19 protein-coding genes are annotated in these 23,163 nt (G+C 46.4%); 4 read left to right on the top strand and 15 right to left on the bottom strand.

What is annotated here, in order from left to right; translation table 11 throughout:
- Positions 1-59: 59 nt before the first annotated feature.
- From MHB49_RS01100 to MHB49_RS01050, 11 genes are all read right to left on the bottom strand, one after another.
- Complete coding sequence (locus MHB49_RS01100) at positions 60-2,846, bottom strand: glycoside hydrolase family 3 C-terminal domain-containing protein (protein WP_405154702.1); 2,787 nt, start codon at positions 2,844-2,846, stop codon at positions 60-62.
- A 222-nt stretch (positions 2,847-3,068) separates the two neighbouring features.
- Positions 3,069-4,157 carry a low temperature requirement protein A gene (locus MHB49_RS01095; protein WP_405154701.1) on the bottom strand — a complete coding sequence of 363 codons (1,089 nt, stop codon included), beginning with the start codon at positions 4,155-4,157 and terminating at the stop codon, positions 3,069-3,071.
- A 110-nt stretch (positions 4,158-4,267) separates the two neighbouring features.
- The gene (locus tag MHB49_RS01090) at positions 4,268-5,227 is read right to left on the bottom strand and encodes a ring-cleaving dioxygenase (RefSeq protein WP_405154700.1); all 960 of its coding nucleotides are present in this window, start codon (positions 5,225-5,227) and stop codon (positions 4,268-4,270) included.
- 141 nt (positions 5,228-5,368) lie between these two features.
- Positions 5,369-5,596, bottom strand: a complete 228-nt coding sequence (locus MHB49_RS01085) for a DUF896 domain-containing protein (protein WP_247902987.1) — start codon at positions 5,594-5,596, stop codon at positions 5,369-5,371.
- 196 nt (positions 5,597-5,792) lie between these two features.
- Positions 5,793-6,809 carry an SPFH domain-containing protein gene (locus MHB49_RS01080; protein ID WP_405154699.1) on the bottom strand — a complete coding sequence of 339 codons (1,017 nt, stop codon included), beginning with the start codon at positions 6,807-6,809 and terminating at the stop codon, positions 5,793-5,795.
- Between the two features lie 71 nt (positions 6,810-6,880).
- Positions 6,881-7,657, bottom strand: a complete 777-nt coding sequence (locus MHB49_RS01075) for a TPM domain-containing protein (protein WP_405157016.1) — start codon at positions 7,655-7,657, stop codon at positions 6,881-6,883.
- 23 nt (positions 7,658-7,680) lie between these two features.
- Positions 7,681-8,712 (bottom strand): TFIIB-type zinc ribbon-containing protein, encoded by a 1,032-nt coding sequence (locus MHB49_RS01070; protein WP_247900260.1) that lies wholly within the window; start codon positions 8,710-8,712, stop codon positions 7,681-7,683.
- Between the two features lie 53 nt (positions 8,713-8,765).
- On the bottom strand, positions 8,766-9,470 hold the full coding sequence (locus MHB49_RS01065) for a PspA/IM30 family protein (protein WP_405157015.1): 705 nt from the start codon (positions 9,468-9,470) through the stop codon (positions 8,766-8,768).
- Positions 9,471-9,675: 205 nt separating this feature from the next.
- A complete protein-coding gene (locus tag MHB49_RS01060; protein ID WP_405154698.1) occupies positions 9,676-10,629 on the bottom strand; it encodes an alpha/beta fold hydrolase in 954 nt (317 codons plus the stop codon).
- A gap of 189 nt (positions 10,630-10,818) precedes the next feature.
- The gene (locus MHB49_RS01055; RefSeq protein ID WP_405154697.1) at positions 10,819-11,673 is read right to left on the bottom strand and encodes a class I SAM-dependent methyltransferase; all 855 of its coding nucleotides are present in this window, start codon (positions 11,671-11,673) and stop codon (positions 10,819-10,821) included.
- Positions 11,648-12,124, bottom strand: coding sequence for a MarR family winged helix-turn-helix transcriptional regulator (locus tag MHB49_RS01050; protein WP_405154696.1), 477 nt, complete (start codon positions 12,122-12,124; stop codon positions 11,648-11,650). The genes MHB49_RS01055 and MHB49_RS01050 overlap by 26 nt, the downstream gene beginning before the upstream one ends.
- A gap of 173 nt (positions 12,125-12,297) precedes the next feature.
- Here MHB49_RS01050 and MHB49_RS01045 point away from each other — a divergent pair, with 173 nt between their 5' ends.
- From MHB49_RS01045 to pdxA, 4 genes are all read left to right on the top strand, one after another.
- Positions 12,298-14,007, top strand: a complete 1,710-nt coding sequence (locus tag MHB49_RS01045) for a PrpR N-terminal domain-containing protein (protein WP_405154695.1) — start codon at positions 12,298-12,300, stop codon at positions 14,005-14,007.
- A 166-nt stretch (positions 14,008-14,173) separates the two neighbouring features.
- Entirely contained in the window at positions 14,174-15,160 is a 987-nt protein-coding gene (locus MHB49_RS01040; protein ID WP_379386250.1) for a 2-keto-3-deoxygluconate permease, read from the top strand.
- Positions 15,161-15,222: 62 nt separating this feature from the next.
- Entirely contained in the window at positions 15,223-16,518 is a 1,296-nt protein-coding gene (locus tag MHB49_RS01035) for a four-carbon acid sugar kinase family protein (RefSeq protein WP_405154694.1), read from the top strand.
- A complete protein-coding gene (pdxA, locus tag MHB49_RS01030) occupies positions 16,515-17,516 on the top strand; it encodes a 4-hydroxythreonine-4-phosphate dehydrogenase PdxA (protein WP_405154693.1) in 1,002 nt (333 codons plus the stop codon). The genes MHB49_RS01035 and pdxA overlap by 4 nt, the downstream gene beginning before the upstream one ends.
- A 228-nt stretch (positions 17,517-17,744) precedes the next feature.
- Here pdxA and MHB49_RS01025 read toward each other — a convergent pair whose 3' ends face one another.
- From MHB49_RS01025 to MHB49_RS01010, 4 genes are read right to left on the bottom strand one after another with little or no spacing between them, the layout of a single operon-like run.
- Positions 17,745-18,872 carry a glycoside hydrolase family 88 protein gene (locus MHB49_RS01025; protein WP_405154692.1) on the bottom strand — a complete coding sequence of 376 codons (1,128 nt, stop codon included), beginning with the start codon at positions 18,870-18,872 and terminating at the stop codon, positions 17,745-17,747.
- A 33-nt stretch (positions 18,873-18,905) separates the two neighbouring features.
- Positions 18,906-21,239: a helix-turn-helix domain-containing protein gene (locus MHB49_RS01020; RefSeq protein ID WP_405154691.1), complete on the bottom strand. Its 2,334-nt coding sequence runs from the start codon at positions 21,237-21,239 to the stop codon at positions 18,906-18,908.
- A 51-nt stretch (positions 21,240-21,290) separates the two neighbouring features.
- Entirely contained in the window at positions 21,291-22,175 is an 885-nt protein-coding gene (locus MHB49_RS01015) for a carbohydrate ABC transporter permease (RefSeq protein ID WP_144424583.1), read from the bottom strand.
- 29 nt (positions 22,176-22,204) lie between these two features.
- Positions 22,205-23,131, bottom strand: coding sequence for an ABC transporter permease (locus tag MHB49_RS01010; protein WP_405154690.1), 927 nt, complete (start codon positions 23,129-23,131; stop codon positions 22,205-22,207).
- Positions 23,132-23,163 lie beyond the last annotated feature (32 nt).

Raw genomic sequence — 23,163 nt, 5'->3', positions numbered from 1 at the left:
CTCATAACATAATCATAACAGTCGTCATGTTCAGTTACAACAGATTAGACGATCCTGCGTTACACTTGTTTGAATTCAATCCAGTCAATCTGCAGACCCGGTTTGGTGAAGTCCAGCTTCAATTCGTATAAGCCTGCTTCCAGCTCCACTTTAACAAGCTTCTGTCTGATCCATTTCCCTTCGGTACCGTTGGTTTGAATGGTCGTCATCAATTGATCATTCAGAATGACATTACATGCACTTTGCGCCAGTTCAGGCTCAGGAGACATGATCTGTACAATAATTCGGTATTGTCCTGCTTCATCCACTTTCATGTAGACAGGTTCGCCCACAGCTGGTTTGACCTGTGCATTGTCAGCCAGCACTTGTGCCTGCTCTGAGGAAAGTGAAGTATTCGCTTGGAATGAAACCACATTCTCGACAATCTCATGTTTTCTGGAGAAGACAGGTGCATTCATGATGAATTCACAAATATTCATGGCGGAGCGCTGAAGCTCTCCACGTGTTAACGTACCATTTTCCAGAGACTCGATCGTGTTGTCATCCCAACCGTTGATTTCTGCACCATAGTTAGGCACAACCATGTACAGATCGTTTTGAGCGCGAACCATCCAATTGGTGTTTTTCCGGTCTGCTGGTCCACCTTCAACGCCGTCGTTCATAATCGCCCACCAGTCGGTCATCACGATACCCTGAAAACCCCACTCCCCACGAAGAATGGTCGTGTTCAGATCGTAGTTGGAAGCCGCCCAATGTCCATTAATCGGATTGTAGGAAGTCATGATTGAATTCGCACCGCCTTCTTTCACGGCAATTTCGAACCCTTTCAGATAGATCTCACGCAGTGCCCGTTCAGATACTACGGCATCCACTTTGCTGCGATGTTTCTCCTGGTTGTTGCAGGCGAAATGTTTCAGCGTGGCATTAGAACCACCCTTCATGATTCCTTTCGTGCAAGCTGCAGCAAATACACCAGAAATCAGTGGATCTTCGGAGAAATACTCAAAGTTACGTCCGTTCATCGGACTACGGCGAATATTCAATCCAGGCCCGAGCAGTGTGTCCACCTGATTTCTCAGCAACTCCTGCCCTTCCATAACATACAGCTCTTCAACGAGCTCTGCATTCCATGTTGCTGCCAGCAACGTTCCGATGGAAACTTGCGTCGCTTTCTCTCCGCTATCCATACGAATACCGGATGGGCCATCTGCAGTACATGCAACAGGGATTCCGTAATTAAACAGACTGTCGCTCACGCCGCCAAATGCGGAAGCTGTACCCGATGTAACAAGTGGGCTGCTCATGCCCTCGCCTCTCACGATAGCAGCCAGATCCTGATCACTCAATTGAGCGATAAAAGCTTCCAGGCTGACTTTGCCATCCTTCACATCTCTCAGCTTGTAGCCCTGATTGCCGGTTTGCTCCAGCGTTTGCGGCAGGCATTGTTCAATTCGTTCAGCCATGGATACTTGGCGTGTCGGCACATCTGCAAAGATCAGCTCGTAAGACCCATCATCTTTGCGCGCTCCCGGCTTCATTCTCGTAAAGCTTTCAGTCGGTGCCATTGCCTCCTGGAGCTGTTCCACGAGTTGAATCGTTTCTACGACATACCCATCTTGGCCATCAATGCTGACATGCTCCACATTTTTGACACTGGTTCCCACATACAAACGATAGGTTCCTTCCTCAAGTACATACGCCGAAGCATATCCTGTTACGCCAGCATCATCATAGGAAGCCATGGAATCCACAGGGAAGCTCACGGTCATGCGCTGAGACTCACCTGGCTGGAGCAGATTGGTTTTGCCGAATGCCACCAAGGCTTTCGCAGGTTTCCCCAATTGACCTTGTGGGGCTTCATAGTAGATCTGCACCACTTCTTTACCGGCATAGGTTGTGCCCGTATTGGTTACGGTTACATTCACCTTAATACTGTTTTCTCCGTCTTGGGAGATCCATTTTGCGTCTTCAGCCTTGGTTGTGAACGTGGTATAGGACAAGCCATATCCGAATTCAAATTGTACTTTTTCAGGTCGAAACGTTTCGAAATAACGATAGCCTACGTAGATATCTTCTTGATAAAGGTTCTTAAACTCATTCCCGTAATTGCTTGTGGATGGATAATCTTCAATGGAATAAGCAATTGTATCCGTTAATTTACCGCTTGGTGTAACGTCCCCTGCCAGTACATCAGCAATTGCATTACCACCTTCCATACCGCCATGCCACGAGTAGATGACACTTTGGATCGGATGAACGTAACTTTCATCATTCAACCAGCTCATGTCGATAATGTTCGATACATTCAGCACCACGATCGTTTGTTCAAAATGGTTCGTGACCTGCTTCAGCATCGCTTTCTCATCTTCCGTTAACTGGTAGCTGCCCGGCGCATCGGCGTTATCCTGATCTTCCCCTGCTGTACGTCCAATGACCACGATTGCTTTGCTGGATTTCGTTCTGGCCTGGGATACCAATTCATCCGTTAAAGGCATTTCCTTCTGGTTCCAAGGCTCTGCTGCCCATACTTTTCCACCATCATCAAATGGATTTTCCTCAATCCACTTTTCATAGACAGCTGCCAATTCTTCATTGACCGTAAGTCCCTTTTTGCTGCGCAGACCATCCAGCAAGTTGGTTGTATACGCCACATGTACGCTGCCGCCTGAGCCTGTACCACTGCGATAATAGTTGACTTGAATCCGTCCGAACACTGAAACGTTTTCGTCTTTTCGAATCGGAAGCGCTTGTCCTTCGTTCTTCAAAAGCACTGCGCCTTCTGCGGCAACCGTGCGGCTAAACTCTGCAAACCCTTCCAATGGAACTCCGATTTGATGTGTGCTCAAAGCTTTCCCTCCTGATTGTCATCTCCATCCCCACGAATCGCTATGTATATTCGTTCATCTGGTAGATTCACTTGTATCTAGTCTCATATTAACAGATTCTATAGTAGAAAATAAATCAGGTTAAACGTTTTTTCTCACAGTAGACATGATTTTGTAATTATCCAACTTAAAAAGCCACGAACGTTATCCGTCCGTGACTTTTATTCTTGTGTGACCGATGCATTAGGTCGTTAATTTGGCGTAGACAAGGAAGAACACCATGTTCTCTCCCACAATGGCATAATTAGGCACCTGGTAGATGAGATCCACAAGAACGAACGCAGCCAGTAATCCCAGCATAATCGCCAAGTGAAGCGGACGGAGTCGCATATGGGCATGTCTGTATCGATGGAATACAAGTGAGGTCGACAAGAAATACAGCAGCACTGATCCAAACATAAACCCGATCATGAACACATAGTTCAGTTGATTCTGATACAACAACTGAATCGAAGCGGCGATCATGCTCATGGAAATGTAGATAAACAGATGACCATATATAATCGCTTGCCCGGCAGTTTGAATCTCTTTGCTTACCTTTTTCTCTACATTCTCGAAATACTGCCACCACATAGCAATGACAAATATAGAAGTGAAAACGGCAAACAGGATTGACTTCATATCCCAATGGTCTGCTTGCAGCACAGCGATAATACTAATTACCGATTCACCCAGCAGGATGAGTGTAAAGAGTGCAAAACGCTCCAGCAAGTGATGTGTCTGAACGGGCACTTTCACCAGATTCTTGCGTCCAATCAACGGAAGTACGATATCCACGGCGATCCCCGCATACAAAATCACGTAGCGCAGCCAGGAATCGAAAAACAGAGAACCCGATGAAATCAATATACCAATGATGAAACTGGTGCCCAGGTAACGGGCTGCTTGTTGTTGATGTGTGCTTTTGGATTTATGAACGGTCAGGTACTGAATGGCCGTAAACGCCCTCGATCCGATATACCCGATGAAGAATGACAGGTAGTATTGATCAAAATGAGTCGAAAGGCTTGCTGTCATCACCAGAATAGACAGGAGTTGAAGGATGAGGAATATGCGATGGCTCAGGATATCCTGACCATAACGGTTAATAAATAGGGTCTGACCGACCCATGCCCACCAAACAGGAATGAAAATCAACACAAATTTCATCAGATATTCAAACGAAATCACACCGTGTTCGGCATGCAGCAGAACATGCCCCGCTTTGGATACTGCGGCTACAAAAAGCAAATCATAGAACAGCTCCAGCCAGGTAACCTTTTTCTCCATCATCCTTCAATGCTCCTTTATTTTCCTCATAATGCGACACCTATTGTTGGTACGTTTACCTACCCGTTGGCTTGATGACGCGCCCAGAGCAGAAGCTCTGAGCGCTATCCACCTTACTCCATCACTGCTGTTGCAGGTACAAGCGTTCTTACCCGGATCGGTTGCAGATTCCCCTCAATTTGAGGGCGATATTTCTCAAACCACTCAGGCAGCATCAATTTTTGTCCAAGCGACTCAGCAGGCTCATCTTTCGCGAATCCAGGAGGATCGGTAGCAATTTCGAACAGGATTCCGCCAGCTTCTCTGAAATAGATTGCGTTAAAATACTGTCGATCCCGAACTGGAGTCGGTTGGTAACCATACTGGCGTACAGCTTCGCTCCACTGTGCATGTTCCTCATCATCTTTGGCGCGCCACGCGATATGGTGGACCGTCCCTGCTCCTCCAACACCCAGAGCCACACGGGTCATCGGAACATCCACTACATTACCGATATCCCCGTTGGACCGAAAACGTACATATTCCTCGTCTTGATCTACTTGGGTGAATCCCAATATTTTATCCAGCGCATCCATCGTTCTTTGCGGATTGACGCTGAACAGCACGGCTCCTCCGAATCCTTTGATGGCTTTGTCCGCCGGAATGCCTTCATGCACCCAGGTGCTGGCCGCCCCCTCTTCACGTTCAACAAGCTCAAGTCGCAGGCCTTCGCTATCTTCGAATTGAAGCAGCTCTTCGTTAAAGCGACTTGTTTTGGTTACCTCAATGTTATACTGTTCCAACCGATCCTGCCAGAAGCCAATAGTCCCAGGTGGAATCACATATGAGGTAATACCGACCTGACCGCCACCAATTTTGCCTCGCGGTGATCCGGCCGATGGAAAGAACGTAATAATCGTGCCTGGGCTTCCTTTTTCATCTCCAAAGTACAAATGGTACACATCAGGTGCATCAAAGTTAATTGTTTTTTTCACCAGACGGAGTCCCAGGACCCCGGCATAAAAGTCGACATTGGCCTGCGGATCTCCCGCGAAAGCCGTAATATGGTGGATACCTGCAGTTTGGATTGTCATTATAATTTCCTCCTTGGTTTATAGATCATTTTGTGTAATTCGTACTTGGGTGATAGTCTGATAAGTGCAATGATATTTATATAGTTATATTTGTATTGATTTATATTATCTTAATATCAAGATATTTATGCTGGCTAAAAACTAGATGTTGTTATGTTGAGATTGCTCCTGTTTGAGTCTGTCTGGAGTGACGTCGTCGCCGTTCGGATCATAGATGGTCACATTCAGCAGAATATCATTGATCGAACCGCGAAAGGTTTGCAGATATTCCTGACGCAAACGAATTTGTTCCGCTTTCTCCATCTCCGTCAACCCTGCAGCTTTGGCTTTTCTTGAAAGTTCATTTATTCTGGTCAATGTTGGGATCATCATCTTGATCTCTCCTCATAAATCGGATTTAAGATATTTGTTTTTGATACAATTTATCTTTATGTTTAATATCTTAATTTAAAGATAAATGATTTGTGATCAGTTGTCAACCTTTTTTCTAATATAAAAATGAAATCAAAAAAGGCTCACTCAAAAGTAGTGCACCTCTGAGCAAGCCCTCCTGTATTTTAATGCATTAAGCCAGTTTTTGACCACAGTTTGGACAGAAGTTGGCTCCTTCATTCTTCGCGCCGCAGTTCGGACAGAAGTTCGGCTTTTTGGTATTTCCTGAGGAAGAAGACGAACCTGGATCACCGTTTTGGTTTGCCGCAGGCTTTTGATCGGAATTCTGGTTCTGACTGTTCTGGTTCTGATTCATGTTCTTCATCATTTCATTTGCCATGTTCATCCCCATCATCATGCCCGCCATATCTGAAGCAGCGCCGCCACCCTTAACTTTACCGGATGAGATGCCGTCCGTCATGCTGATCTGCTGATACTTTTGCAAATTGCCGATCATCTCATGTGAAGCCGTCTTCGTAATCATATCCTGGATTTCCTGCGGATAATTGAAGCTCATCACCTGGAACCCCGTGATTCCGATGCCGATGTCCATCATCTGCATATCCAGATCTTCCTGAATACCTTTCGCAATATCCGAAGCATTTGCCTGCAGGTTGAACATGTCCTTACCCTCACGGCTAATCCATTTCATCAGCAGCTGATCCAGCACAGACGTAATCCGGATTTTGACATCCTCAACCAGATAGCTCTGCTTGATACCCGCGATTTTATCGATCAATGTAACATAGTCACTTACTTTAAAATTAAACGTACCATTCGCACGAATCGGCATTCCGCCTGGGAGCTGAGGCGTCGGAATCAGTATCGGACTCTGCGTTCCCCACCGAACCGTAAATTCCTTCGTATTCACAAACAGCACTTCGACCCGCATGCCGCTGTTGAATCCGAATTTGAACCCTTTTAAGGTAGACAGAAACGGAATGATCTCGGAATCGATATTAAATGAACCCTCATCCTCAAAAATCCCTTCCACCTTGCCGTTATTCAGGAAGATCGCATCCTGCCCCGAACGGATAATCAGTTTGCTTCCCTTCTTGATCTCACGGTTACTCCACTTCCAGAAAATCATATCATCTCTGAACTCTTCCCATTCCACTACATTCGAAAATTGATTTTTGAAAAATCCCATACTCGTTCCCATCCCTTCTATAGTAAGCATTTTGCATCTTCATGACATATATTGAATCATTGCTTATCCTGCTAAAAGGATCCTCTGCTACCACTATGCGAATGACCGCCTCGGCTGGTGCCTCCACCCCCGCCCCCTCCGCCACCATTGTTATTGTTTTTCTCAATTTTCCGTTTGGTTACGGTGGTGCGAATATACCGATCCTGACGATCGATTACACTGGAAGTACTTGAATCCTCGTAGGTCGCCCGGTTCACTGTCACACGTCCACCAGAGCGGTAAGCCATTACACCAACCACGACACCACCTATAACAAGCGACGCAATAAGTTGGAACCAGATATTAAACAAAATATTGTCAGGATTCACACCCGGCTTATATCCCATATATTTGTAGGAGAGATTAATATATTTTTCAAAAGCAAGCTTGTAATTCCCCTCTGTCAGATTGGGAGTAATTTTGTTTCTGATTTTATCCAACCTTCCACTGTCCAGATAATCTTTCGCTTTATAGAATCCAGCCAGATAAATGTCCCGATTGTACATATCCAACGTCAGAATGACCGCATTTCCATGCGCTTTGTCATACCCAAGAGCATGCTCATCATAGAAATCTTCGGTCAGCAGCTGCACATCCTGATTCTCTGTATTATTCGTTGTTAGAATAACGAGGTCCGTCTGCCTCTCAGCCCCATACTCATTCGCCAGTGCATTCAGTTCACTTTTCTCCTGCTCGTTCAGCAGATTAGCCTCATCGTAAATCAGGTTCTTGCTGCCCGCTGCCGATGCCACTGATATAGGAATCAATGGAGAAACGAGGGTAATCGCCATTAAAATGAGCGCTGCCATCCATGCCAGATATTTTCTTTTTCTCACAAGAATCCGCCTCCCATCATCCAGGAGACCAGTTTCAATGACAACAAGGAAACGGCTGAAATACCTGCGAACCATCCTGCAACTTTAGCTTTGCTAATCGGCGGTTTACCCACCACTTTACCCGTCTGACCATTCATGGCAAAGGTATACTGCGAACGATTGTAGTCATAGTAAACCATCCATACCGGCAGCAGCACATAGTCTGCATTTTTTAACGTAGTATCAATCTGTTTGTCCGTGTAGCTAACACTGTTATAGCCTGAAACCGTTGATGCAATATAAGAATCAATATAAGAGCTCGTTTTTTCCTTGGCGCGCGGGTATAGTTCCTCATCGGTATAACTATATTTTTCCGCAATGTACCCGGCGAGATACGGGGTTTTAAAAAGCTTTAACTGGTTATACGGAAATGGCTCCAGTTTATCCATCAGTTCATCTTTCATTTTCTCCGAAGCATCGATGGGCAGATTCACATAGTTCAGCCGAATTCTCCGGTAAATATCAAAATGCTGCGTTTCGGTGTAATGATAATCACCCTGCGTGTAGGTTCTGATTTTTGTGCCACGGCCATGAACTTCAATTTTATTATGTAACTCATATAACCAGAAGGGCACGTATATCCCGGTAATACTCTGGACCCGGTCAGCCGTCATAAATCCGCTAGGCGTTAGCAGACCGTTTCTGCACCACTTTTTGAACGCCTGCTTGGCCTCATCCTTACTGATTGAAAAGGGGAGGACCATGGCCGGTGCCAAATCTCCCGTCAATCGATCACTCAGAACAACGGCAGCTCCACAGAAGCTGCATGTCGTTGCACTTGTCTCCGGCTCAGTCACAATATCCGCGCCGCAGCTGTTACAGTGATACTCCTTGACCTCATTCTCCGTGAACACCTGTTTCTTCAGCGGATCGGGGATCTGTTCGATATTATCCTGTCGTCCGCAGCTGGGGCAGGATAACGCGCCAGTTGCGCTATCAAAAAGCATTCCACTGCCGCAGTTGGGACACTTGTACTCGATTACCGGCATTTGCTCACCTCAATGTTTAACGAAATGTACTACATACTACATGATATATATCGTTATTTATCTTCCAATTTCTTCTGAATTGCTGCAAGCTCTTCCTCTGGAGTCGGCGTCACCTGTGCATTATTACCCGCTTCGGCATTCATTTGCTGCTCCAACTGTGCAATTAGCACATCCAGATCATCTTCCTGTGCCCCAGCACGCAGTTCAGCCAAAGCCTCAGCTTCGTTAAGTGCCTGATTTGCCTTGTCCTCCATTGCCTTCAAAGCAGCACTTGCGTTAGCAGCCGAAGCGTTCCGTTCATTGGCCTGTTGTTGCGCATTGGCAGCCGCCATTCTGCCTTTCAGCTCTGCATGCCGTGATTCCAATTGCCCCATATCCGCAACCAGCTTCTCGTGCATATGCTTCATCATTTGGGCTTTGGCAGAAGCCCGATCATAGGCAGCTTGTAATTCATTCCGTTTCTCAGTCTGCGCTGCCTTCTTTTCAAGAAAACCACGTGCTTTGTCTTCATCACCGGACTCCGCTGATTTCTCTGCGTACCGCTGTAATTTCTTAATCTCTGCGCTGCATTCGTCCAGAGCTCTCTTCGCCCTGCTCTCATCCGAGAGAACCGCAGCCGTCTCTGCCTTGACCTGACCCAGATCACTGCTCAAGCTCCGCATATATTCATTCACCGTCTTCTCCGGATCTTGTGCCCGAGCCAGCACATGGTTCACATTCGCTTTCATTACGTCCCTAAACCTCGATAAGATTCCCATCATTCGTTCCTCCTTCGATCAGTTCATATGTACTATAATACATGAATATGAGGTTGAAGGTTTCATTTACTGCCACTGCAACAATAAATTTGAAATAATCCAAGCGTGACATAATCTCCTTAGATTATAAAAGAAAAGACGATCGCCTATGGCGTCGCCTCATTAACTAAAACTCTCCCGAAATCTTTGTGTTCCTGTTCGTCATTCATAGTTCTCCTATAAATTTGATACTTTCCTCTGCAATTAGATCAGGATCAGTATCATGAACGTAATGACCGTTATGTAATAACAGATAGCGCCCATTCTTCACAGACTCAACATACTTCACTAAGTAATTTTTCCAGTTCTCAACAGGTAATTCCTCTCCATTCGATATAAAAAAATACATGGGCACATCCGGAATACCTCTTTCTAAAACTTGTTCTGCATTATTCCTAATCATTTTAACTTCTTCATTCATATTCAGTGTCTGGGTTCTCTTATAAAATAATGCCCTATAGATTTCCTCCTCTTTGGAAGACAACCGCTCCTCTTCAATGGCGGCGGACGAGTTAACGATGTCGGGGAAAAAACGAGTTATTCCAACACGAGCTCCTATGCCTGTAAGGCTCATCATACCTACTGAAGGTAGAGGATACTCCTCATAAACCTCTGGAATAGCAGGATCAAGACCAATGATAGCCTCAATTTCATTTGGATACATTTGTGCCCAATATAGCGCTTCTATGCCCGACATAGAATGCGGAAATAACACATAGGGCGGTGTTTCTCCCGCTAAGGTCAGAGCTGTTCTGGTTTCTTCCAACATCGTATCAATATCACGCGAGACTTTGGCCGTAGCACTGAAACCGTAGCCTGCCTTCTCAACAACAGCAATCTTGTATTGCTCCGACAATCTAGAATAGAGCGACTTAAAATCCAATACAGGAGAGGATGTGCCCCCACCTGACATAAAGACCAATGTATGTTCTCCGGAACCTTCTGTATAGACATGCATTGGGTGATTATTAACATCAACCATTACACCTGGGGGTGACAATATAGCCGCTTCTTTCTTTAATTTAATTGTATGATTCGTGAAACTAATCGCTATGAACAAAAGCAGGATACCCAATAAAGCCAAGGCACCATAACCCATTCGTTTAAGTACAATTTTCATTACATCCCCCCAAAAATTCTGTCCCATTTCCAATTATTATAACATGTGTTCATAGACGTATACTTCACCAGGATCCTACAGTAAGGCTACTGGAGCTGAAAGCATCGGGTACCGCCAATGTCATCACCGTGAATATGGCAAAACCTACAGTTTGAATCCATTGCTGATCCAATCTGGCAAGGAATCCATCTAGGATGGATTCCTTGAAGAATGAACCATTCTGGCGTTTGTACAAGAGAACATTCCGGAAGCCTTGCTAATGTGTATCTTCCCATTTGATTCTTTCATTTTCCTATCTAAAAAGACTTTAAAAGCTTGGGCCTCCTGAAGACTCATGACCTGTTCATTTCCTTCCAACCCATTCATGGATAATACATATTCGACGATGGCGTCTGGGCTTGTTATGGATAGCGAATCTTCATACACATGTAATTGCACATCAGCAAAGACATTTTCAAGTTGTTGCTTTCCGTTCTCCAAGGAAAATTTCGACTCAATCGTGCCAAGAATGCTGTCATATTGGCTATCCGGATTAAAAACTTTTATCAGCTCTTTCATCTCGGCCATATTTCGGGAACCGATGGTACTTGCATAGAAGGTCCCGTCCTTCTTAAGCACTCTCCCTATTTCGGACAATGCCCTCTCCAGGTTTCCGAGATGATATAACATATGATTAGCGATTACGATATCAAAGCTGTCTTCGGGAAAATGAATTTCCTCTGCATCCATGACACTCCATTGGACATTTGCCCCAAGATGGGCAAGATTGCGCTCGGCATCCTGAAGCATCCCCGACGATTTGTCTGTAATGGTTACATCCCAATGACCGGGAATGCGCCCGGCATTGGCCATCCACAACAATCCGTTTCCACCACCCAATTCTAAGACCCTGAGATCATCCATCTTTGGAAATTGGTCAAAGACCCAAAGAGGCCAAGGATATGGGTTGGTGCTGTATGTTTTATGCAAATGAATTCGCGCATTGAAATTACCGGAGTTTGCATATTGCTGAGCTTGCTCAGGATTTTCTTTTTTCCCCGACATTGGAGTCCGCTCCTTTAGCCAGACGCCATGTACGCATGGCATCCGCATAGTTTAATAACTGTTTGGCAAACCTCTGTACCTCACTGTCGTTCCAATCGCGCAAAATATGTGCCAAACCATCAATACTCACTTTAAGGAAATCAGACAATTCCTCTTCTCCCAATGGAGATAAGGTAACCAAACTGGATCGTAAATCATTCGGATCGGAGACCGCGACGATATGACCAGACTGCTTCAATCCTTGAATTCTCCGGGTGATTGATGAGGGATTCAGATCCAGTTTGCTGGCAATATCCGTGATCCTTACAGCTCCCTGTTCCTTGACATACAACAGAATTTCAAACGTTAAACGGTCCAGATCTGATCGAAGATTTTGTGCATGCGTAAATTCTTTAACTATTCTTAACGTACCGTAGGCCAATTTCTCAAGCTCATCTCGATTGCTTGCCAAAAATGATCACCTCCGATTTGATCATAATTTATTTGTTTGCGCAAAGCAAATAAATATTTTTTGAGTTTTGGTAGGTTGTTATAATAGCTCGACAGGCATAGGGATGCCATTCCCCTGCAAGTTGGCTATAATAAGGAAAGTCCTCTGGTCTGATGTACCAGAAGGAACCATGAATGATTTTTATAAAAGGCAGGAAAATTATGCGTACACGAGTTCATATTATCGCTCCTTACGAATCCATGACTACTATTATAGAAGAATGCATTCCGCTATTCCCCCAGTTAGCCATTCAATATGAGGTGGGTGACCTGACGAAAGGCGCCGAATTGGCGGCCCAGGCTGAACGAAACGGGGCAGAGATTATGATTAGCCGCGGTGGTACTGCCCAGCTGATTAAGGAAGCCGTAACCATTCCCGTCATTGATGTACAGTTGTCGGGATACGACATGATTCGTTCGCTGACACTGGCCAGCCAGTTCAACGGCCAGACGGCTATCGTTGGATTTGCCAACATTACTTCAGGGGCACAGTCCATTATCGATCTGATGGAATTACCTTTAAAGGTATATACCATACGCAGCTCTGAGGATGTGGCAAGGCTGCTGCTGGAGCTGAAGGCATCGGGCTACCGCCAGATTGTTGGGGATGTCATCACCGTGAATACAGCCAAATCGTATGGTTTGGAAGGCTTGCTGATCCAATCTGGCAAAGAATCCATTCTCAGAGCTCTTGAAGATGCACAGCTGGTATATCGGCATTTAAGCAAAAATCACGCGATATCCGTCATACTGAACAATCTGGTCACTCAAGAACATCCAAATCTTCTTGTTTTCAACGAACAGAACGAAGTTGTATTTGAGAACCTGACGGATTTTGAGCAAAATCCACTGTCCGACAATCACATTTATCTCACCAATACCAATCTGGAATTCCACCAGTCCCAAGTTCAAAATGTGTTCATGGTGGACGATTACCAGCTTACGGTGACCGCCTATGAAACGACATTAAGCAACAAGAGCTATAAAGTATATTTTCTTGAAAAAGGACAGCCGTACGCTTTTGCACAATTTGGCATAACGGCGTATACCGATATATCCATGGAACCGATTGTTGCCGAATCGCCTGCCATGCAGGCCGTGTTGAAGAACATCCGGGCGCTTTACGAGAATCATGAACCCATTTATCTGCTAGGTGAAGCGGATTCGGGCAAGTCTTTTCTGGTCAAACATATTCATCAGATGTACTCCAGCGGTGGGCTGATGCTCCAAATGGATCTGGACAAGGTACCTCCGGGTCATTTGCACAAAATTCCACTCTCTAAGGTACGCAACGTAGAAATTAATTATTGGGAAAACGGCTCGAAGGACGAGGAATTGATCGCATTCATTCAGACCTGTCTACAGAGGCAGATCGGGGTATTTATCCTCGGGGAACAGCAATTGAATTTTAGTGGAGCTTTGGACATCGAGCTGAATACGATCATTATGCCAAGCCTTATGGACAGACAGGAGGATCTTGCGCCTCTCATCCAGCATTTCCTCAGCGATTACTACCAGAAGTATGGGACAGTTGCAGTGAAGATGAAAGAGGACGCATTGCAGCTAATCAGAGATCAAGTTCCGCATATGACAGTGAACCAGTTGAGGCATCTGATCAAACAGGCTGCACTGAATGAACAGGACTACGTGATCTCAGCCGAGACCTTATCACATCTGCTTGGTGAGCAACCCTCATCCAATACGATGAAGCTCAGTGGTACGCTGAAAGAAATTGAAAAAGAAATTATTCAACTCGTTCTACATGAGGAAAACAACAATCAGTCCAAGGCGGCCGAACGCTTGGGGATTAACCGTGCCACGTTATGGCGTAAACTTAAAGAGTGACTTTAGGTTTACGCCTTTTTTATAATTATATGTGTTGCATATTTAAACATTTATAACTATTACTTAAAATTTACAATAAATAAGTGTTGCTAAAATAAACAATATGGGATAACATAATCCCTGCAAACGCTTTATAAAAACGATTACTTCATAAGGAGCCACTACTATGAACATTAAAGCAACATTAGATCGTATTCCTGGCGGCATGATGGTTGTTCCCCTGTTGCTCGGTGCAACCATTAACACATTCTTTCCGAATGCTTTGCGGATTGGGGGGTTCACAGAAGCCCTGTTCGTAAACAGTTCAAGCACATTGATCGCCCTGTTCCTGTTGATTGCCGGTACGCAAATCACGTTCAAGACGGCCGGTTCTTCGGTTGGTAAGGGCGTTACACTACTTGTGTTCAAGTGGGCAGTTGGTGCAATATTAGGTTTGATCGCCATATTCTTTGCAGACTCCAATGGTTTATTCCTTGGTTTGGCGCCACTCGCCATTATCGCCGCAATGACGAATTCTAATGGTGGACTGTACATCGCGCTGGCCGGACAATACGGCAAAGAAGATGACAAAGCGGCTTATCCGTTCCTCGCGCTCAGCGACGGACCGTTTCTCACCATGGTTGCTCTTTCCATCTTTGGTGCGATGGGCTTCGCCAACGGCATGTTCTCCCCGATGTCCTTTGTAGCTGTACTGCTTCCGCTAATCGTCGGCGTTGTTATTGGTAACCTGGATCGCAACATGGCTGAATGGCTGCATAAAGGCAGTGATAAGCTCGTTCCATTCTTCGCCTTTTCACTGGGTATGGGAATTAACTTCTCATCGATCATTCAAGGCGGACTCAGCGGTATCTTGCTGGGTGTACTGACTGTATTGATCACTGGTGGCATCGGTTTCTTGTTGTTCAGAGCTATTGGCTGGAACCCGATTGTCGGTGCTTCCGAAGGCTCCACAGCCGGTAACGCTGTAGGTACGCCTGCTGCCATCGTGGCTGCAAACGCTTCGTTTGCTCCAATTGCAGAGATTGCAACGGTGCAGATTGCTGCGAGTGTTGTGACAACTGCCATCCTGCTGCCGATCTTCATCGGATTCCTCTCCAAAAGGCTGGAGAAATCAGGCGGCGTCGAGAAATACAATCAAAGACCGTCCACATAAATGCAATGAACTTAGCTGACCGGACTTATATTTAATTTTGCTTTTCAAGGAGGGATGACTGCATGAAATTAGCCATTATTGCAGATGATTTGACCGGCGCCAATGACAGCGGGGTGCAGCTTGCCCGTCATGGATTAAAGACAAGCGTGCTTTTCAACATGGACGAAGATAACATTCGTCATTACGATGCGGTTGTGTTTGATACCGATAGCCGTTCCATCACACCGGAGGATGCGTATCAGCGGGTTCACCGGGCAGCCGAACTGCTGCTCAGGAACGGATTTGGCACCATTTTCAAAAAAATGGATTCGACCATGCGCGGTAACATCGGGATCGAGATCGACGCTCTGTATGATGTGGTCAAACCGGACTTCATGATGATCGCCCCGGGTTATCCCAAGAATAACCGCACCATTCTTAATGGCACGCATTATCTGAACGGTGTTCCACTGGCCGATACCGAGATTGCGAATGATCCAAAGACACCTGTGACCCATTCGTATCTTCCGGATTTGCTCAAGCTCCAGACCAAGTATGAAGTGGGCGAGATTTCAGTGAGTGATCTTGAATCGGGGACAGCTCATATACAGGCACAACTGGAAACCTTTAAGGCAAACGGCGTTCCTTACATTCTCGTCGACTCGACGGATGAGCAGCATTTGGAACAGGTTCTCAGGATCACCAGCGAGCTGGATTATTCATTCGCCTGGGCAGGCTCGGCGGGCATCGCGAACTACCTTCCCACTCATTACGGTTTGGGGGCACAGTCCGCGGAATTGACCATTCCGACGAATCCGGGACCAATCCTCACAGTCGTAGGGAGTGTGAACAAAAACTCTCGTGAACAACTCAAGCAGTTGCTACAGAAAACCAACGTATCCTCCATCCCGTTCCACTCCTTCAAAGCCGTATCGGAATCTGCAGATCGTGAGCAAGAAATCGATCGGGTGTATGAAGAAGTGAAGGCCAAAGCCGTGGAAGGCAATGATGTGGTCCTCTACTCGACCGCCGAACAGGTGGATATTGAACTGGCACGTGCTACAGGTGAGGTCCGAGGGCTTAATCACACCGAGGTCAGCAATGAAATTGTACGAGCCATAGGTGAAATCTGTGCCAAGCTGCTGGAGAATGGGTATTTCAAAGGGGTATCCATGACGGGCGGAGATACGGCCAAACAAATCTGTATGAAGTGGAATATCAGCGGTTTCGAACTGCTCGATGAGCTTGAAATTGGTGTACCGATATCGAAATTTATTGGAATTGAAGATTTGCACGTGATTACCAAAGCAGGCGGTTTCGGCCAGCCCGACGTCTTCATCCATGCGATTGAAAAATTAAAAGGAGGAGTTACCGTATGAAACCAACCGTTGGAATTACAATGGGTGATGCAGCAGGCATTGGACCCGAGATCATCATGAAAGCATTGGGCCATCAGGAGGTCTACAACAACTGCAATCCACTCGTCATTGGCGATGCCAAAATTTTGGAGCGTGTCCTGCCTGTTATCGGATCGAATCTGAAGGTAAATGCCATTCATGAGCCATCCGACGCCAAGTATGCATTCGGTACTGTGGACGTTATTGATCTGGACCTCGTTCCAGCTGATCTGGAATATGGTAAAGTATCTGCCGTTGCGGGTGATGCAGCGTTTCAGTTTCTGGCGAAAGCCATTGATCTGGCCAAAAAACAGCAGATTCACTCCATCTGCACAGCACCTCTGAACAAGGAAGCTCTGCATCTGGGTGGGCACCTGTATCCAGGTCACACCGAGATTTTGGCTGATCTGACCGATACCGAGGATTTCTCCATGATGTTGACTACACCCAATCTGCGCGTAATTCACCTTACGACACATATGGGCCTGATTGATGCCATTGCGAGCATCAACCCGGAAAGAACGTACACTGTGGTTAAACTGGCCCATGATACATTGAAAAAAGCCGGCTTCGAGAATCCGCGCGTTGCAGTATGCGGTATTAACCCGCATGCAGGTGAGAACGGACTGTTCGGTAATGGTGAAGAGGAAGAAAAACTGCAGCCCGGCATCGAACGTGCGCAGAAAGAAGGCATTAACGTCGTTGGTCCACTCCCAGCGGACACGTTATTCTTCCGTGCCGGTCGTGGCGATTTTGATATCGTTGTTGCTTGTTATCACGACCAGGGACATGCACCGATCAAAGTTATGGGTATTGAAGAGGGTGTGAACATTACAGTAGGTCTCAAAGGCGGTATTATCCGCACCTCTGTAGACCATGGAACGGCCTTTGACATCGCAGGCAAAAACATCGCTGACGATAAAAGCATGCTGGCTGCTATCCGTTCTGCCATTGAGCTTGCTCCCAAAACGCAAGTTTAAAGTAATAAAAGAGATTGTTACAGCAACGACCGTTTCCCATTCTTCTACTGGGCAACGGTCGTTTTTTTGTATAAGTCGTAGTAAGTGGAAATGGACGCCTATGCTACTTCGCAGATGATAACCATCCAGCACTGGATGATGCAACTTCTGGATGAACAGCAGCAACAAAAACGTCTGTATCCTCATCAACCTAGGATATAGGGGGATACAAAAACAACAACTCTCACCTTATCGATCATACCAATAGCCAGGAATGCCTCGTTCCAGACGCATCAACGCTTCAAGATAAAAATAATCGCCCCAGATCGTGTAATCGTCAGGTGAATCTCCACCTCTCACGGAGTAAGAACCATGCTTCAGCAGACCCTCGGCTGTGTCCGATCCCTGCGTGGAATAATGATGAATTAAGGATTTCATGGACGATTCCGCTGCTTTACGAAAAACCTCCCGCTCAGGATCAGCCTCATCAAGCCGTCCGGAAATTTCCAGCAGACCACAGGCAACAATGGCCGATGCAGAACTGTCCCGTTTCGGTTCAGGTGTCTGCGGGGCATCAAAATCCCAATACGCTACTTCGTCCTCCGGAAGATGGGCAAGGAAATAACGTGCGAGACGCTTCGCTGTCTCTAACATCTCTGCACTTTGCAGATAGCGGCTGCACAGTGCAAAACCATATATCCCCCATGCCTGTCCGCGAGTCCAGGTAGAGCCGTCATGGTAACCCTGATGCGTACCACCTCGAATAGCCTCTCCGGTAGCCTGGTCAAAATAAAACGTATGATAGCTTGAGTCGTCCCCACGTACAAGGAACCGGCGGCTTTTGAGCGCATGCAGCTCGGCAACGCGGCGATACTCCTCGTTATTCGTTTGTTCATACGCCCAGAACAGCAGTGGAAGGTTGAGCAGGCAATCGATAATGATTCGCCCTCCGTTGTTCACATCGCCTTTGCGCCCCCAAGCCTGGATCAGTCCGGCTTCTTCCCTCCAGCGTTTCATCAGCATATCCGCAGCTTCCAGCGTCAGTTTCCTTGCGGCATCATCTTGCTCCACAATCCATTGTGCCTTGGAAGACAACGAATAAAGGAAACCAATATCATGATGATCAAAAATGATTTTCTGATCCATTCGGCGACGGAAGTTATCGACGCTTTTTACGGCTGCCTCATGAAATTCAGGATCGTGGGTATACTCCGTGCATAACCATAGGATGCCTGACCAGAATCCAGCCGTCCATTCTGTATTATCGTTAAGCACATAATGCTCATCGCCGTTGCTAACATGGGGAAAGCGTCCCCCAAATCGATCTATATTACGTCGGGTGACATGTAACGCATCATCAATAGCTTTTTTCCACATGGAACAGTTCCTCCTCTAGGCAAGTATTATGCTTCAACCCTCTTGCTGGACAAGTCTTCTGTTTTGCTTATATTGGCCGGGTGTGATTCCCTCATACTTCTTAAAGACACGAATGAACGAATTGCTGTTCAGGAAACCCACCCGCTCGGAAACGTCCTGAATCGTCAGTTCCTCTGCCTGTAAAATTTTCTTGGATTGCTCAATTCGATATTGATTGATGTAATCGATCACGTTGACTCCAGTCTGTTCCTTGAAGTACTTAGAAACATAAGTTGGATGAAAACGAAAGCGCTCGGATAAATGGGTCAAGCCCAAATTGACATCCGCATAACTCTCATGGATAAATTCCACCAGTTGATCCTTCAATTCCTCACTGCGGGATCGCTTGCGTTCATGCACCGTCTGGCATACCGTCTCCAGTACTTGCAACAGCTCAGCCTCGATCTCCTCAAAGGTCTCACATGCAAACAATTGCCGGATCAGTTCGTTGCGCTGCGTCATCTCGTTCTGGTGGTCCGTCTTGATCTGTTCGGTAGCTTTCAGAAAGGTACCGATCAACTCAAACATCAGACAGCGAGCCAGTTCAACAGACAAGGGTTCTCCTGCAAAATTGGTCATGAGAATTTCGTTCATCACTTCCGTGGAACGGGCATAATTGCCTGTAGCGATATAATTGATAAGCTGTCTCTCCAGATCGAGAGGGTAATACAGCTCCTCCTTGGGCCGACGAATCCGGTTCGGATCAATAATCTGACCGATCCCCAGAATCAGCCTGTATTCCAGCGCTTCTTCCGATTCTCGGAAACAATCCGCGATCTCCGCCATACGGTGATGAACATGGCTAACGCCAACAGAAAAGTAGACACAGAATCGGGAGCCGATGAAACGCTGGGCTTCTTCGACTGCACGAATCAACCGCTGACTGGTGTCCTCCTCACAATCCCGAATATTAATCAGGAACGCGATCCTTCCATCAATGTCGGCAGAGTAGACATGGCCGATCGAGCCGATCATCTCCTCCAGCACATTGGTCAGAATCAGGTGTACAAATTGATGCTTCTCCTCCTGATCTTGCTCACGTACTCTGGAACGGAACAGCCCTTCAACATCCTCAATGTGAAGGAGCAATACGGCAAACGAATTTGTCTCGAACCGGATGCCCGAACGTTCCAGCGTTGAAGCAAAATCCTCACCCACCTGAACCCTTCCCTTCATCAGCTTGGAGAGCAGACTGCTCCGTATAACGCTTTGCTGATCCTTAAGCCTATTCGCAAATTGATCCTGCTCTTCCCAGGCTTGGATCAGAACAGATTGCAAAATGCCATATTCATCGTCCGGCTGTTCCAGTTTCCATTTGACCTTATCCGAGATAATGTTCATGATCCGTCCCAGCGGACGGTAATTCCGTCTGGTGAACCACCAGGCTGCCACCCCGCCAAGAAGAAGTCCTGCGGCAACGCCTCCAATCGTAATATCGCGGATAACCGTCAGCTTCTTGGCATAGATTCGGGTAGGTATGATGGATACATACTTCCAGTCCTGAATCTTGGAAGAAATCTGCGATATGGTCACGGATTCTCCGTTCCAATCGATCGTTTCCGTTCTTTTTCCAGCATCATCGAAAAGGTTAAGATCCTCCCCATTCATGTAAGGGGTTTCAAGTGATCCGGTAGAAAATAACGTTTGACCGTCGTGATCCAGAATGAACACGGTGCTCTCTTTTTCCAAACGTACGTTATCAATGGCTTGCTGGAATCGATTAGGGTCCAGGTTAACAACGAAGGTTGCAGGGCTGTCAGCGCCATTCTGAATAGGGAACGGCTGAATATAGACAAGCGTATCTTCAATCCGTCGATCTTCGCTCCGAACCTCCATCTTTCTGTACATACTCTTGCCGGAATCGTGCATAAGCCGGGTCCACGCTTCCTCGGTTACATTGGTGCCCTGATAGAATATGTCATATAGATACTTTTTCTGAATGAGTGAGGAAGAGGATAAGGCAATATCGGGTTGTTTGATATATATATACAGTTCACTAATCAAGCCGTTTCCGACGCGTGTGGATTTCAGGTTTTTGATCAGATCAATCCCCATGAACCTCCAGCGGGCATCCTGTTCAGACGCGTGATTAATGAAGCTCATCAGTTGTGAGTCGGCCATTAATTGATTGCTAATGCTGCCAATATCGCCAATCTGGTTATCAATGGTTTCCTGCACCTGAGATAACAGCACCATGTTGGAACGATTCACTTCTTCCTCAAGCAGCATACGAGACTCGGCAAATACAGCAGCACCGATCACAATGGGAATGAGCAGAATGACCATGTAAGAAATGCTCCAGGACAACAGGATGCTTTTCCTCTTCATTCGTCTCCTCCTCACACTGTGTTATTTGGCATGGCATGGCCTAAAGCAACTCTATTCTTTGATTGCTCCGATCATAACACCTTTAACAAAGTATTTCTGCAGAAACGGATAGATGAACAATATAGGCAGAGTGGCTACCATGACGGTTGCGTATTTTACACTTTCACCGATGGCCTCTTTGTCCATTGCGGTCGCTCCTGTCGTCATCGAGTCCGTACTGTTCTGAATCAGAATTTCGCGCAGCACCAGTTGAAGCGGAAACAGGTTCCGGTCCCGAATGTACAGGATGGCACTGAACCATGAATTCCAGTGACCGACACCGTAAAAGAGAATCATCACCGCAATGACGGGCATGGACAATGGTACAACGATCCGCCAGAGAATAAGCATCTCACCTGCCCCGTCTATACGGGCCGACTCTAACAGACTTTCCGAGATTTCTGCAAAGGAAGTCCGCATAATAATCAGATTATAGCTGCTGATCAGACCAGGTACAATCAGAGCCCACAGGCTGTTACCCATATGGAGCGTGTTATTGATCAACAGATAGGACGGGATGATTCCGCCGTTAAAAAACATCGTAAATACAATCGCCAGCATGATCGGATTGCGGAGCATAAAGCTTTTGCGGGACAACGTATACGCCCCCAGAATAGTGAACAGCAGATTCAGCGCCGTGCCCACCACCACAATGAATATCGTATTCCGGTATCCGGACAGAATGTTGGGGTTGCTCAGCACCAGCTTGTAGCTCTCCATCGTAATGCCTTTGGGGAAAAGCAGCAGACCTCGATGGGCCATGAGCTGACTTGAATCGCTAAGCGATGCATTTAGCACATGCAGCAGCGGATACAAGGTGACGATAATCAGCCCTGTCATCAGAATCGCGTTCGCACCGCCAAACAACCGCTCTCCAATGGATCTTTTCATTCGCAAAAAAATCCCTCCCTTCACCTCGTTCTTCGTTAGAACAGCTTCGTATTGGATATCACCTTGGACAGGCGGTTGGCACCGATTAGCAGCGCAAAGTTAATGACCGACTGGAACAAACCCACCGCAGTTGTATAGCTGAATTCGGCACTTTCACTAATCCCTTTGCGGTAGACAAACGTCGAGATCACATCTGCTGTATCATACACGTTCGGATTATAGAGCAGAATAATTTTCTCGAACCCAATCTCCATCAGTCCACCAATGCGGAGTATGAGGAGAATCATAATCATCGGAATGATGCCAGGCAGCGTGATATGCCACACCTGGCGAAGCCGACTCGCTCCATCCACGTTGGCAGCATCGTAGAGCTCGGGGTTAATGCCGCTAAGCGCAGCCAAATAAATGATGCTGGAGAAACCAAGCTCCTGCCAGATCGATGAGGCGGTATATATGGTACGGAAATTAGCCGGGTCACTGAGAAGCGCGCTGCTCTGACCGCCAAAATAACCAATAATGGTGTTAAACAGTCCATCCCGGGATGAGAAATCAACAATCATGCCGCAGACGACAACAAGGGAAATAAAGTGAGGAATGTATGAGATCGTCTGCACCGTGCGTTTGAAGATTTCATGCCTGAGTTCATTCAGCAGAAGGGCAAGAAGAATGGGAGCCGGGAAACCGAACAACAGCTGATAAAAGCTTAGCAAAAGAGTATTCTTCAGAATCCGCCAGAAATAATAACTCTGGAAGAAATCCCGAAAATGCTGCAATCCGACCCAATCACTGCCCCATATACCTTTGCCCACCGAGTAGTCTTTGAATGCAATGATGGCTCCGTACATCGGCAAGTATTTGAAAACGAGAAAATATAAAACGACGGGAAGAGCCATCCAGTAGATGGCCTTATTCTTTTTGTAATTGAGCCATAACAAGGAAAGCTTGTGCGACAACTCCTTCATCCCCTTCCTTTTTCATTCCAAAGAGGGCGTCC

This window comes from Paenibacillus sp. FSL K6-0108 (assembly GCF_045040695.1).
In the GTDB taxonomy this organism is placed as follows: Bacteria; Bacillota; Bacilli; order Paenibacillales; family Paenibacillaceae; genus Paenibacillus; species Paenibacillus pabuli_B.
Note: the sequence above shows the minus strand (reverse complement) of the source record. Positions and strands in the feature narration are given on the sequence as shown.